Here is a 12,887-nt window from a genome sequence, read left to right on the forward strand (position 1 = left end):
GGGTGGTTGGGAAAGGGGGAGGAAAAGCACCTAGGAAGGTGTTGGTCCCTCTTTGGGGGGGGGGGGGGCCCCCCCCCCCCCCCCCCCCCCCACGCCGGGCGGATCACTTCACGCGCCCGTACCAGACGCTCTTGGTCCAGATCTTCTGCAGCCGCACCACGTCCCCGCTCTTCGGGGAGTGCCAGAGCTTGTTCTTACCCGCGTAGATGCCGACGTGGTACACGTTCCGGCCCGAGTGGAAGAACACCAGGTCTCCCGCCTTGCGGTTCTTGGCGGAGATGTGGCGGGTCTTGTTGTACTGCTGGGCGGCCGTGCGCGGCAGCTTCTTGCCGACCTTCTTGAACGAGTACAGCGTCAGGCCCGAGCAGTCGAACCGGTGCGGGCCGGTGGCGCCGTACTTGTAGGGCGATCCCTTCTTCGAGGCCGCTATCTGGAGTGCCTTGGTCGCCGGCGTGGCGGCCGCTGCCTCGGAGGAGAAGCCCGGGGCCACGATCGAGCCGCCCACGGCGGCGATGGTGAGGGCCGAGGCCGTACCGGCTCGGGCCATGAGCGACGGGACACGATTGAGCGCAGTCATGCGCAACCCTTCGTCAGCCGCCTGTGAAGGATGACCTGTCGGATTCGGGCTGGCGAAGTTGCCCGGCCGCTGACGCGGCTTCACCCCAAGGGCTGCTCGGGCCCGGTCATGGCGTGACCGTCCCGGCGACCCGTCGTGCTTGGGTCCTCCACTCCTGCCGATCCACTCCTGTCGACCGGTCATCCAGGCGGCGGCAGGACTCGGCGTCCGCCCGGATCGCCCCGCCGCTGTGGCGGGGTCTTGTCGTCAGTCAGGGATCTTGACTGATGGTTGTCATGAAATCCCAACGGAACCGGGGATTTGTGTTGTTACTCACCACTCACCCGTTCGGGTGGACACGTCAGTGTTCGAGCGGGTGTCCACCACCCCGCGCACCGCCGGACCAGCGATGGAATGTCCCATTCCGCCCCTCCGTCCCGTGCGCCGCGCAACCGTGACGGTCCAAAAATTGGTGTCCCGTCTACTCCGAACAGCGGTACGTCGTTTGGCTCGTTTCGACTCAGGCCCGGACGTCACGTCCACAGAGCGGGCCTCCGGGGCCGTCGGATCGGCCGGATCCGCGTCAACCGACGGACTCCGGGGGCAGGGTGACGCGCGCGGTGCGGCGCTCCCCGTCCAGCACCCGCAGCGCCCGGGCCAGTGTGTCGGCGTGCAGTTCCGTCTCGCCCCGCCGGTGCATCAGGGCCAGCGCGTCACGCAGCGCGGTCGCCTTGCCGACCAGGGCCTGGGCCGCGCGCAGTCCGCGATAGGTGTCGCCGTGCAGCGCCGGATTGATCCGGCCGAGCAGGTCCACGACCTCGAGGTAACGGTCGATCAGCTCCGCCTCCGCGCGGGTCAGGGCGGGCAGTGGAGGCAGTTCGGGCGGCAGCACCGGCGGCTCACCTTCCGGTCGGCGCGGCCATGGTGGCCTTGCGGTTGGGGACGATCCGGTCCACCAGGCCGTACTCCACCGCCTCCTGGGCGGTGAGGACCTTCTCCCGCTCGATGTCCTCGCTCACCTGCTCCCGGGTACGGCCGGTGTGCCGCGCGAGCATCTCCTCCATACGGGTCCGGATCCGCATCAGCTCGTCGGCCTGGATCGCCAGATCGCTGGCCTGCCCCTGGACCGGCTCGGGCAGGGCGGGCTGATGGATCACCAGACGCGCGTCCGGCAGCATGGACCGCTTGCCCGGCGTGCCCGCCGCCAGCAGCACGGTGGCGGCCGCCCCGGCCTGGCCCAGGCAGACCGTCTCCACGTCACACGTGACGTAGCGCATCGTGTCGTAGAGGGCCGTCATCGCGTGGAACGCGCCGCCGGGGGAGTTGATGTAGAGCTGGATGTCGCGGTCCGGGGCCTGGTGCTCGAGGTACATGAACTGGGCCATCACGTCGTTCGCCGAGATCTCGTCCACCGGCGCCCCGAGGAAGACGATCCGCTCCTCCATCAGCTTCGAGTACGGGTCCATGGTCCGTTGCCCGGAACTCGTGCGTTCGGTGAACTCGGGCAGCACGTGACGGGCGGACGGTCGGGTCATGGGGAACCCCTCCTCGCGGGCAGAGCTGTCTCCGGCGACAGCTTCCTCTGTAAAAAATGTACAGGACGTACGTCACGTTATGATGGGCACATGGCCTACGAGATTCCGGTGACGCAAGCCAGGGCTGAGCTCGCCGACCTGATCAACCGCGTGGTGTACGCCGGCGAGCGCGTCGTCGTCACCCGGCACGGCAAGCCCCTCGTCGCCCTCGTCTCAGCCGATGACCTGCGGCGACTCGAGGAGGCGCAGGAGCTCGCGGAGCCCGCCGAGGAGCAGGTGATCAGCGCCGTCTCCACGGTCCGAGAGGTAGCGTCCGCTCCTCGCGAACACCGGCGGTTCGGGATCGCGGCGGAGCACCGGGGGGCCAACCCGGCGTAGTCCGGAGCCGGGCGGACGGAAGACCGTGCACCCCCGTCCGCTACAGCGGGGGTGCACGGTCGTTTCCGTGCGCGGGCGGCTTCCTGCAGGGCGACGGCTCAGCCGACGGGCGACGGCTCAGCCGACGGGCGCCGGCTCCCGCCCGGCGGTCGCGCGCTCGCCGGCGGTCCTCCGCGTCTTGAGCGAACTGCCCAGCAGTACGGCGCCCAGGCCCAGGGCCGCCCACCACGTCAGCGTCAGGGCGGGGCCGGCCGCCGCCGCGCCGTCGAAGTACGCCACCGAGCGCAGCAGCGTCGCACCCGCGCCGGGGGGCAGCCACTGGCCGATGGCCCCGGCCGGCTCCGGCAGCATCTGAGGTGCCGTGGCCGCTCCGGAGAAGGGGTTGCCGAGGAGCATCAGCACGGCCGCGGTGATACCGATGCCGGCGTTGCCGATCAGGGCGGCGAGTCCGGCGACGGCGCCGCTGACGGCCAGTGCCGACAGCCCGAGCACGGCGGCCTCCGCCCACCAGTCGCCCGTGAGCACCCCGAGCCAGCTGTGTGCGATCCCGGCCGCGACCACCCCTACCAGGGCGGACGCGCCGAGCAGCGCGATCACGGCCCGGACGCCGCGCAGCCCCAGCAGGGTGACCACCGCGCCCGCCGCGATGCCGGCCAGGGCGAGGGGCAGTACGGCGGCGGTCATTCCCGCGCCGCGTGGGTCGTTCTCCGGGGCGGCGACGACGTCGACCGTCCTGACCTGCGCGCCTTCGGCGGCGGCCTGCTGGGTCACGGCCTGCTGGAGCAGCTGGGCCACGGCCGGTCCGGCCGCGGACGCGGTGAGCAGTTCGGGCCCCTGGGGTGTGACCACCACGGCGCCGTACACGGTCCGGTCCTCGATGGCGTCCCGGGCCGTGGCCTCGTCGGCGTAGCGGTGGATCTCGAAGGCGCCCTCGTGGAGCTCCAGCCGCTTCTCGGCCTGCGCCGTCGCGGCGGGCGGTCCCGCCACGCCCAGGGGCAGGTCGCGCGGCGCGGTGCGGGCGGCCGGCCAGGCGAAGGCCCACAGGGCCAGGGCCGCGAGCACGGGCACGAGGACGATGACCGCGATCACGCGGCGGTCGGGGCTGGCGGACATGAGTGTCTCCTGCGAGTGGCGGACGGCGGAGCCGGACAGTTAAAAGAAGGATCGTTCGTTTTCCCTCTCATTCACCGTGCGCGCCCTGCGGCCACTTGTCAAGAATGAATATTCGTTTTACGTTGTGGACCATGGCCCGCGTCTCCCAGGAACACCTCGATGCCCGCCGCCGTCAGATCCTCGACGCCGCCGCGCTCTGCTTCGCCCGCAACGGCTTCCACGCCACGTCGATGCAGGACGTGCTGAAGGAGGCCGACCTCTCGGCGGGCGCGGTGTACCGCTACTTCAGCGGCAAGGAGGAGCTGATCGGCGCGATCGTCGCCGAGGTGCTCGGTTCGGTCCGTGCGGCCTTCGAGGAGGCGGCGCGGCAGAGTCCGCCCCCGCCGCCGGACGAGCTCGTCGCCTCCGTGCTCGGCAGGACACTCGCCGCCCGCGAGTCCCTGGTCGTGGACGGCAGGCCCGCGTTTCCGCGGCTCGTCATCCAGGTGTGGACGGAGACCCTGCGCAACGAGGAGCTGGCGGCCATCCTGAGGGAGGGCTACGGCTCGGTCCGCGCGGCCTGGGCGATGACCGTCGAGGGGTACCAGAAAGCCGGGATGATGCGGGCGGACGTGGAGCCGGACGACGTGGCCCGCACGATGATCGCCGCCGTCCTCGGCTTCATCGCGCAGCAGTCCCTCTTCGGACCCGCCCCGGTCGACACCCTCCGGGACGGTCTGCGCGCGCTGATGAGCATGCGGGACGACCACGCCGCATCCGGCGGATCACAGCTCGGTTAACGTGCCCGAAACTCGGTCCAACTAGCCTGCCGCCACGCCACCAGGGCTTTTCCCCGGGGCTGCGGCAGCCGGGCCCCGCACGGTCCGGAGCGAGGACTGTGAGGTGGGACGTGCAACTGACCCCGCACGAGCAAGAGAGACTGCTGATCCACGTCGCGGCCGACGTGGCCGAGAAGCGCAGGGCCCGCGGGCTGAGGCTGAACCATCCCGAGGCGGTCGCGCTCATCACCTCGCACATCCTCGAAGGCGCCCGTGACGGCCGTACCGTCGCCGAGCTCATGTCATCCGGACGCAAGCTGCTCACCCGGGACGACGTCATGGACGGCATCCCGGAGATGATCCACGACGTCCAGGTCGAGGCCACCTTCCCGGACGGCACCAAGCTCGTCACCGTCCACGACCCGATCGTCTGACGGGGGCCGCCGTGATTCCCGGAGAGATCCTCTTCGCCGAGGACCCGATTGCGTACAACGAGGGCCGCGAGGTCACCCGCCTCACCGTCCTCAACGCCGCCGACAGGCCCGTCCAGGTCGGCTCCCACTACCACTTCGCCGAGGCCAACCCCGGCCTGGAGTTCGACCGCGCCGTGGCCCGCGGAAAGCGGCTGAACGTCGCCGCGGGCACGGCCGTGCGCTTCGAACCCGGGATCCCCGTCGACGTCGAACTCGTTCCGCTCACCGGCGCCCGTGTCGTGCCGGGTCTGCGCGGTGAGACCGGAGGTGCCCTCGATGCCTGAGATCTCGCGTGCCGCGTACGCCGACCTGTTCGGCCCGACGACCGGCGACCGGATCCGGCTCGCCGACACCGACCTGCTGGTGGAGATCGAGGAGGACCGCTCGGGCGGCCCCGGACGCGCCGGTGACGAGGCCGTGTTCGGCGGTGGCAAGGTCATCCGCGAGTCCATGGGCCAGGCGCGTGTCACGCGGGCGGACGGCACCCCGGACACCGTGATCACCGGCGCGGTGATCATCGACCACTGGGGGATCGTCAAGGCCGACGTCGGCATCCGCGACGGGCGGATCACCGGCATCGGCAAGGCCGGCAACCCCGACACCATGGACGGCGTCCACCCGGACCTGGTCATCGGCCCGGAGACAGAGATCATCGCCGGCAACGGGCGGATCCTCACGGCCGGCGCGATCGACGCGCACGTCCACTTCATCTGCCCGCAGATCGCCGACGAGGCGCTCTCGTCGGGCATCACGACCCTCGTCGGCGGCGGTACGGGCCCATCCGAGGGCTCCAAGGCGACCACCGTGACCCCCGGCCCCTGGCATCTCGCCCGGATGCTGGAGGCGATGGAGGCCTATCCGCTCAACATCGGCCTGCTCGGCAAGGGCAACACCGTCTCGCACGAGGCGATGCTGTCGCAGATCCGTGGCGGCGCGCTCGGCCTGAAGCTGCACGAGGACTGGGGCTCGACCCCGGCTGTCATCGACGCCTCGCTGACCGTGGCCGAGCGGACCGGCATCCAGGTCGCCATCCACACCGACACGCTCAACGAGGCCGGCTTCGTCGGCGACACGCTCGCCGCGATCGCCGGGCGGGGCATCCACGCGTACCACACCGAGGGCGCGGGCGGCGGGCACGCGCCGGACATCATGACCGTGGTCTCCGAGTCGTACGTGCTGCCGAGCTCCACCAATCCGACCCGGCCGTTCACCGTCAACACCGCCGAGGAACACCTCGACATGCTGATGGTCTGCCACCATCTCAACCCGGCGGTGCCGGAGGACCTGGCCTTCGCGGAGTCCCGGATCCGGCCGTCCACGATCGGCGCGGAGGACGTGCTGCACGATCTGGGCGCGATCTCGATCATCTCCTCCGACTCCCAGGCCATGGGGCGCGTCGGCGAGGTCGTGATGCGGACCTGGCAGACCGCGCACGTGATGAAGCGGCGGCGCGGTGCTCTGCCCGGAGACGGACGCGCCGACAACCGCCGGGCCCGTCGCTATGTCGCCAAGTACACGATCAATCCGGCGCTCGCCCAGGGCCTGGCCCGGGAGATCGGGTCGGTCGAGAGCGGCAAGCTGGCCGACCTGGTGCTGTGGGAGCCGGCGTTCTTCGGCGTCAAGCCGCAGCTCGTCATCAAGGGCGGGCAGATCGCCTACGCGCAGATGGGCGACGCGAACGCCTCGATCCCCACGCCCCAGCCGGTGCTGCCGCGCCCGATGTACGGGGCGATCGGGCGGGCACCGGCCGCCAACTCCCTGAACTTCGTCGCCCCCCTGGCCGTCGAGGACGGGCTGCCGGACCGGCTGGGGCTCGGCAAGCGGTTCGTGGCGATCGAGTCGACGCGCGGGGTCACCAAGGCCGACATGCGGGAGAACGACGCGCGCCCCAACGTGCGGGTCGACCCCGACAGCTTCGCGGTGCACATCGACGGCGAACTGGTCGAGGCGGCGCCCGCGGCCGAACTTCCCATGGCCCAGCGCTACTTCCTGTTCTGAGGACGCCCTGATGTCACGAGCAGCGCTTCTCGTCCTGGCCGACGGCCGCTTTCCCGCCGGCGGTCACGCACACTCCGGCGGGGCCGAGGCCGCGGTCAAGGCCGGGCGGATCAAGGGGGCGGCGAGCCTCGCGGACTTCTGCCGGGGGCGCCTGCACACGGCCGGATCGGTGGCCGCGGCGCTGTCCGCCGCCGCGGCGCTCGGGATCGACCCCGTCGCGCTGGACCGCGCGGCGGACGCCCGTACTCCGTCCCCCGCGCTGCGGCTCGCCGCGCGCAAGCTGGGGCGCCAGCTGATGCGAGCCGCCCGGTCGACCTGGCCGTCCACCGAACTGGACGCGCTGGCACGGGAGTTCCCCAAGGGCGCCCATCAGCCGGTGGTGCTCGGACTGACGGCACGGGCGGCCGGACTGGGGCCGGTCGACGCGGCGTACTGCGCGGCGTACGAGAGCGTGAGCGGCCCGGCCACGGCGACGGTGCGGCTGCTGAGCCTGGACCCCTTCGACGCGACAGGGGTGCTGGCCCGGCTCGCGCCGGAGCTGGACCGGGTCGTGGACCGGGCGGTGGAGGCGGCCCGGAGAGTCGTCGACGAGGGGTTCGAGGCGTTGCCGGCGGGCTCCGCCCCACTGCTGGAGATCGGGGCGGAGGCGCACGCGGGGTGGCCGGTACGGCTGTTCGCCTCGTAGCTGCCCTGTGAACGCCGCGCAGACCCACCTCCTCAGGGGCGCGGGGAACTGCGCGAGAAACCCCCACCCACCCGCACCCCGACACCAGCGCCCGCCACCCCGAACCCGGTCGCCCCGAACCAGGGCCCGCCCCACCAGGAGCCGCACATGCACCTCGACCACCCCAACCCCGACGCCCCCACAGCCGTAAGCGCGGACGCGCACCGCCCCGACGGCACCCGCAGAGCGCTCCGCATCGGACTCGGCGGACCCGTCGGTTCCGGCAAGACCGCCACCGTCGCCGCGCTCTGCCGGGCGTTGCGGGACGAGCTGTCCCTCGCGGTCGTCACCAACGACATCTACACCCGGGAGGACGCCGAGTTCCTGCTCCGGGAAGCCGTGCTGCCGCCCGAGCGGATCACCGCCGTGGAGACGGGCGCCTGCCCGCACACCGCGATCCGGGACGACATCTCCGCCAACCTGGAAGCGGTGGAGGACCTGGAGGACGCCGTCGGGCCCCTGGACCTGGTCCTTGTGGAGTCCGGTGGGGACAACCTCACCGCGACCTTCTCCAAGGGGCTCGTCGACGCGCAGATCTTCGTGATCGACGTGGCCGGGGGCGATGACATCCCGCGCAAGGGCGGGCCGGGCGTGACCACCGCCGACCTGCTCGTCGTCAACAAGACCGACCTCGCGCCGTACGTCGGCTCCGACCTCGCGCGCATGGCGGCCGACGCCAAGGCGCAGCGGGCCGAACTGCCGGTCGTCTTCCAGTCGTTGCGGAGCGAGTCCGGGGTGACGGAGGTCGCCGCGTGGGTGCGGGCCCGGCTCGCCGCGTGGACGGTGTGAGCGTGCACGGTGCCGGGGTGCGGTCCGTGGCCCGGATCGTCGCCCGGGACGACGGCCGGGGCGGGACCTCCCTGCCTGTGCTGGAGAGCGACGGACCCCTGGCGCTGCGGCGGACCCGGGCCGGTGGCCCCGAGGCGCGGGTCATGCTCGTCGGGGCGATGAGCGGGCCGCTCGGCGGCGACCACTTCACCGTGGACGCCCGGGTGGAGGAGGGGGCCCGGCTGTCGGTCGGGTCGGCCGCCGCCACCATCGCGCTGCCGGGTCAGACGAAGCGCGGGGCACGCTACGACGTACGGCTCGGTGTCGCCGACGGTGCCGAACTGCACTGGCTTCCGGAGCAGTTGATCTCCGCCCAGGGCAGCGACCTCTACGTCGCGACCCGTGTCGAACTCGCCGCCACGGCCCGGCTCGTGCTGCGCGAGGAGCAGGTGCTCGGGCGCGTCGGTGAGGAACCCGGACGGCTGACGAGCCGTCTGACCGTGCGGATCGCCGAGCGGGCCGTGCTCGACCAGGAGCTGGCCTGCGGGCCCGGTGCGCCGGGCGGCTGGGACGGGCCCGCCGTGCTCGCGGGACACCGGGCGGTCGGGCAACTGGTCGTGGTGCGACCTGAGTTCGCCGCCGAGCCGGTGACGTCCCGGGCGCTGGGGGAGGGAGCCTCGGTCGTGCCGCTCGGCGGGCCGGCGGCGCTGGTGACCGCCGTGGCGCCGGACGCGCTGACGCTGCGGCGGCTGCTCGACGAGGCGCTGAAGTCCCTCACATAGGCGCTCGAACGGGCGTCCGCAGTACAGAACTCATTCTCCGTTTATCGGATTGGCAAAGAAGCGCGACGGACCCTGTTCTCAGCAACCTCGCAGCCGCGAGGATCCCCGTACTGATCGCAACGATGTACGGGGAGGTCCCCCTTGAGGGGTACGAGACCGAAGAGGCGGGTGACGGCGCTCGGTTCGGCCGGAGCACTCGTCACGGCCACGCTGATAGCCGGCGCCGTCGCGGCGCCCTCGGCGAACGCGAGCGCGGGCACCCGCCACGGCCAGGACCGCGAGGCGCGCGGCGCCGCGGTCGCCGCCGCCCGGGCCGCGAAGGCCGGTATCGACTGGCAGGACTGCCCAGCCGACTGGAACCTGGCCAAGCCGATCCAGTGCGGGTACGTCACCGTTCCGCTCGATTACGCCAAGCCGCACGGCAAGCAGATCAAGCTCGCCGTCGACCGCATCGGCAACACGGGCACGCAGGCCGAGCGGCAGGGCGCGCTCCTGTACAACCCCGGCGGCCCCGGCGGCTCCGGACTGCGCTTCCCGGCCCGGGTCACCAGCAAGAACCCGGTATGGGCCAACGCGGCCAAGGCCTACGACTTCGTGGGCTTCGACCCGCGGGGCGTCGGCAAGTCGACGCCCATCTCCTGTGTGGACCCGCAGGAGTTCGTCAAGGCGCCCAAGGCCGACCCGGTGCCCGACTCCGAGGCCGACAAGCTCGCCCAGCGCAAGCTGGCCCGCGAGTACGCCGAGGGCTGCCAGGAGCGCAGCGGCTGGATGCTGCCGCACATGACCACGCCGAACACCGCGCGCGACCTCGACGTCATCCGCGCCGCCCTCGGCGAGAAGAAGCTCAACTTCCTGGGCGTCTCCTACGGCACCTACCTCGGCGCCGTCTACGGCACCCTCTTCCCGGGCCACGTGCGCCGCATGGTCGTCGACAGCGTCGTCAACCCGTCCCGCGAGAAGATCTGGTACCAGGCCAACCTGGACCAGGACGTCGCCTTCGAGGGCCGCTGGAAGGACTGGCAGGACTGGGTCGCGAAGAACGACGCGACCTACCACCTGGGCGACACCCGCGCCGAGGTCCAGCAGCAGTGGCTGAAGCTGCGCGCCACCGCCAAGAAGAGCCCGCTCGGCGGGGTCGTCGGCCCGGCCGAGCTGATCTCCTTCTTCCAGAGCGCCCCGTACTACGACTCCCAGTGGGCCCCGGTCGCCGCGGTCTTCAGCAAGTACGTCGCCGGCGACACCCAGGCGCTGGTCGACGCCGCCGCTCCCGACCTGTCCGACACGACGGGCAACGCCGCCTCGGAGAACGGCAACGCCGTCTACACGGCCGTGGAGTGCGCCGACGCCAAGTGGCCCACCAGCTGGCAGCGGTGGGACCGCGACAACACCCGGCTCCACAAGGACCACCCGTTCATGACCTGGGCCAACGCCTGGATGAACCTGCCGTGCGCCACCTGGCCCGCCAAGCAGCGGACGCCGCTGGACGTCAAGAGCGGCAAGGGGCTGCCCGGCGTGCTCATCGTCCAGTCGGAGCGCGACGCGGCCACGCCGTACGAGGGCGCCGTCGAACTGCACAAGCGGTTCAAGGGCTCCCGCCTGATCACCGAGAAGGGCGCCGGCTCGCACGGCGTCACCGGGCTGGTCAACCCGTGCGTCAACGAGCGGGTGGACACCTACTTGCTCACCGGCGAGCTGGACGGCCGCGATGTGACCTGCGCGCCGCACGCCACGCCCAAGCCGTAGTCACGGCCGGGGGGGGGCGGCCGTTCGGCCGCCCCCCTCAGCCGTCCCGCTCCGCCAGCCAGGCGTCCTCCGCCGCGTAGTCGAACAGGTCGCCATACGCCTGGACCATCTTCGGGTAGGCCTCCCGCCAGTCCCGCGCGGCGAGTTGTTCCTCGATCCAGGCGACCGTCTCCGGCAGGGTGTCCGCATACCGCGCCACCGGCCGGTAGCCCAGCTCGCGTTCCGCCGCCGACATGTCGCACACCACGGGCATCGGCACCGACCAGGGCGTTTCGCCCACACCGGGCGCGGGCGGGGGACCGTCCACGAGCACGTCCTCGGTCCGTACGCCCATCACAGCGTCGATCTCCGCCGCGATCCTGGCCACCGTCGGCGCGTCCGGGTCCACGGCGTTCAGGACGCGGGCGCCCGGCCGGGCGGCGGCCAGCCGGATCAGCTCGGCGATCGTGTGGGCGCTCGCCGGATGGAACCGGCTCTCGCCGCCGTGGGCGAGCACGCGCCGCCGCCGGCCGTCGAGGTTGCGCTTCACGATGTACAGCTCACGCGGGGCCCGGCAGTGCGCCCCGTGGATGGCGCCCGCGCGCAGCAGCGTGGTCGGCAACCGGTCGCCCGCCGCGAGGAGTTCGCGCTCCAGCGCCGCCTTCCGGGTGCTGTACGAGGCGTCACCCGGTGACACCGTGCGCTGATTCTCCGTCAGCGGCACCGGATACTCGGGAAAGCCCCCGGGTTCGCTCTGCGTGTCGAAGCCGCGGCCCTGGTCGTCCTCGTACACCGACACGCTGGAGATCACCACCGCCGAGCCGACCCGCCCGGCCAGCCCCGTCAACTGCCGCGCGTGCCCGGCGTCGAACGCCACCATGTCCACCAGGACGTCGCAGCCGTCACCGACCGCCGCGGACAGCGCCGCGTCGTCCTCCCGGTCGGCCCGCACGGCCCGTACGCCGTCCGGCCACCCGGGGTGCCGGCCGCCGCCCCGCGATACGGCCGTCACCTCCCAGCCGTCCCGGGCCAGCGCCCCCACGGCCACCCGTCCGATCTGTCCCGTCGCTCCGATCACCACAGCACGTGTCATGCGACGACCGTACGATGGCCGATGGCCGGGCCATCTGCGCTTCTGCCGACAGCAGAGGTCTCAACTGAGCGGCATGCGCGGGAACTTCCGCTCCTTCGCGGCGGCGGCCTCCTCGGCCTTCACGACGGCCGCGTACTGGTCGACGTACTCCTGCTCGGACAGGGAGAGGATCGCGTACATGAGCTCGTCGGTGACGGCGCGCAGGATGGCCTTCTCGTTCTCCATGCCTTCGTAGCGGGAGAAGTCGAGGGGCTTGCCGAAGCGGATCACGACGGGGTGGATGTTCGGGATGACCTTGCCGGGCGGCTGGGCCTCGAAGGTGCCGATCATCGCGCAGGGGATGATCGGGACGCCGGCCCTGAGCGCCATCACGGCGACACCGACCTTGCCCTTGTAGAGCCGGCCGTCGTGCGAGCGCGTGCCCTCGGGGTAGATGCCGAGCAACTCGCCCTTGCTCAGCACGCCGAGGCCCTCGCGGATCGCGGCCTGGCCGGCGTCCTTGCCCGAGCGGTCGACCGGGATCTGCCCCGCGCTGCGGAAGAAGAAGGCCGTCAGCCGGCCCTTGAGGCCCGGGCCCGTGAAGTACTCGGCCTTCGCGAGGAAGGTGATGCGCCGCTTGAGGATCGCGGGCATCAGGAAGTGGTCCGAGAACGACAGGTGATTGCCGGCGACGATGGCGGCGCCCTCCGACGGCACGTGCTCCAGACCCTCTATTCGAGGCCGGAAGACCAGTCGCAGCAGGGGGCCCAGCAGTACGTATTTCAGCAGGTAGTAGAACAAAGCGGGCGCTCCTCGACTCTGGCGGTGAACTCAACCGCCGCGTTCCAGCAGGTCAACCGGCGTGTCGTGGGGTGCCAGTGTAGGTGCAGGCGCAGCCACCGGGCACCTCGTGCGGCGGGACCTCGTCGATCCTTCACCTATTGACTGACGGTCAGTCAGTCGGGCTGGGGTGTCCGGTGGTGCTCATGCGGCTGGGGAGAACCGCGG

15 protein-coding genes are annotated in these 12,887 nt (G+C 71.7%); 9 read left to right on the forward strand and 6 right to left on the reverse strand.

Annotated features, from left to right (window positions below; translation table 11 throughout):
• Nucleotides 1-103 precede the first annotated feature (103 nt).
• From AC07DF_RS16690 to AC07DF_RS16700, 3 genes are all read right to left on the reverse strand, one after another.
• Nucleotides 104-577: a C40 family peptidase gene (locus AC07DF_RS16690; RefSeq protein ID WP_478971292.1), complete on the reverse strand. Its 474-nt coding sequence runs from the start codon at nucleotides 575-577 to the stop codon at nucleotides 104-106.
• Nucleotides 578-1,139: 562 nt separating this feature from the next.
• Nucleotides 1,140-1,448 carry a hypothetical protein gene (locus AC07DF_RS16695; protein ID WP_478971294.1) on the reverse strand — a complete coding sequence of 103 codons (309 nt, stop codon included), beginning with the start codon at nucleotides 1,446-1,448 and terminating at the stop codon, nucleotides 1,140-1,142.
• 7 nt (nucleotides 1,449-1,455) lie between these two features.
• Nucleotides 1,456-2,091 (reverse strand): ATP-dependent Clp protease proteolytic subunit, encoded by a 636-nt coding sequence (locus AC07DF_RS16700; RefSeq protein ID WP_478971296.1) that lies wholly within the window; start codon nucleotides 2,089-2,091, stop codon nucleotides 1,456-1,458.
• 90 nt (nucleotides 2,092-2,181) lie between these two features.
• On the opposite strand from AC07DF_RS16700, the gene AC07DF_RS16705 reads away from it, so the two are divergent.
• Nucleotides 2,182-2,469 (forward strand): type II toxin-antitoxin system Phd/YefM family antitoxin, encoded by a 288-nt coding sequence (locus AC07DF_RS16705; protein WP_399016148.1) that lies wholly within the window; start codon nucleotides 2,182-2,184, stop codon nucleotides 2,467-2,469.
• Nucleotides 2,470-2,586: 117 nt separating this feature from the next.
• On the opposite strand, the gene AC07DF_RS16710 is transcribed toward AC07DF_RS16705, so the two are convergent.
• On the reverse strand, nucleotides 2,587-3,582 hold the full coding sequence (locus AC07DF_RS16710; protein ID WP_478971298.1) for an ABC transporter permease: 996 nt from the start codon (nucleotides 3,580-3,582) through the stop codon (nucleotides 2,587-2,589).
• A 131-nt stretch (nucleotides 3,583-3,713) separates the two neighbouring features.
• On the opposite strand from AC07DF_RS16710, the gene AC07DF_RS16715 reads away from it, so the two are divergent.
• The 8 genes from AC07DF_RS16715 (at nucleotide 3,714) to AC07DF_RS16750 (ending at nucleotide 10,828) form a co-directional block, all read left to right on the forward strand.
• Nucleotides 3,714-4,361: a TetR/AcrR family transcriptional regulator gene (locus tag AC07DF_RS16715; protein WP_478971300.1), complete on the forward strand. Its 648-nt coding sequence runs from the start codon at nucleotides 3,714-3,716 to the stop codon at nucleotides 4,359-4,361.
• A gap of 110 nt (nucleotides 4,362-4,471) precedes the next feature.
• Nucleotides 4,472-4,774: an urease subunit gamma gene (locus AC07DF_RS16720; protein ID WP_162468422.1), complete on the forward strand. Its 303-nt coding sequence runs from the start codon at nucleotides 4,472-4,474 to the stop codon at nucleotides 4,772-4,774.
• Nucleotides 4,775-4,785: 11 nt separating this feature from the next.
• Nucleotides 4,786-5,097 carry an urease subunit beta gene (locus AC07DF_RS16725; protein ID WP_478971303.1) on the forward strand — a complete coding sequence of 104 codons (312 nt, stop codon included), beginning with the start codon at nucleotides 4,786-4,788 and terminating at the stop codon, nucleotides 5,095-5,097.
• Nucleotides 5,090-6,811, forward strand: coding sequence for an urease subunit alpha (locus AC07DF_RS16730; protein ID WP_478971304.1), 1,722 nt, complete (start codon nucleotides 5,090-5,092; stop codon nucleotides 6,809-6,811). Before AC07DF_RS16725 ends, AC07DF_RS16730 begins: the two co-directional genes overlap by 8 nt.
• 10 nt (nucleotides 6,812-6,821) lie before the next feature.
• Nucleotides 6,822-7,496: an urease accessory protein UreF gene (locus AC07DF_RS16735; RefSeq protein WP_478971305.1), complete on the forward strand. Its 675-nt coding sequence runs from the start codon at nucleotides 6,822-6,824 to the stop codon at nucleotides 7,494-7,496.
• 147 nt (nucleotides 7,497-7,643) lie between these two features.
• Complete coding sequence (ureG, locus tag AC07DF_RS16740; protein ID WP_478971306.1) at nucleotides 7,644-8,324, forward strand: urease accessory protein UreG; 681 nt, start codon at nucleotides 7,644-7,646, stop codon at nucleotides 8,322-8,324.
• On the forward strand, nucleotides 8,312-9,085 hold the full coding sequence (locus AC07DF_RS16745) for an urease accessory protein UreD (RefSeq protein WP_478971308.1): 774 nt from the start codon (nucleotides 8,312-8,314) through the stop codon (nucleotides 9,083-9,085). Before ureG ends, AC07DF_RS16745 begins: the two co-directional genes overlap by 13 nt.
• Nucleotides 9,086-9,226: 141 nt before the next feature.
• Nucleotides 9,227-10,828: an alpha/beta hydrolase gene (locus AC07DF_RS16750; protein ID WP_478971310.1), complete on the forward strand. Its 1,602-nt coding sequence runs from the start codon at nucleotides 9,227-9,229 to the stop codon at nucleotides 10,826-10,828.
• Nucleotides 10,829-10,865: 37 nt separating this feature from the next.
• On the opposite strand, the gene AC07DF_RS16755 is transcribed toward AC07DF_RS16750, so the two are convergent.
• Nucleotides 10,866-11,900 (reverse strand): NAD-dependent epimerase/dehydratase family protein, encoded by a 1,035-nt coding sequence (locus AC07DF_RS16755; RefSeq protein ID WP_478971312.1) that lies wholly within the window; start codon nucleotides 11,898-11,900, stop codon nucleotides 10,866-10,868.
• 60 nt (nucleotides 11,901-11,960) lie between these two features.
• Complete coding sequence (locus AC07DF_RS16760) at nucleotides 11,961-12,680, reverse strand: lysophospholipid acyltransferase family protein (protein ID WP_478971314.1); 720 nt, start codon at nucleotides 12,678-12,680, stop codon at nucleotides 11,961-11,963.
• Nucleotides 12,681-12,887: the final 207 nt, after the last annotated feature.

The organism is Streptomyces sp. NPDC044719, from assembly GCF_056433405.1.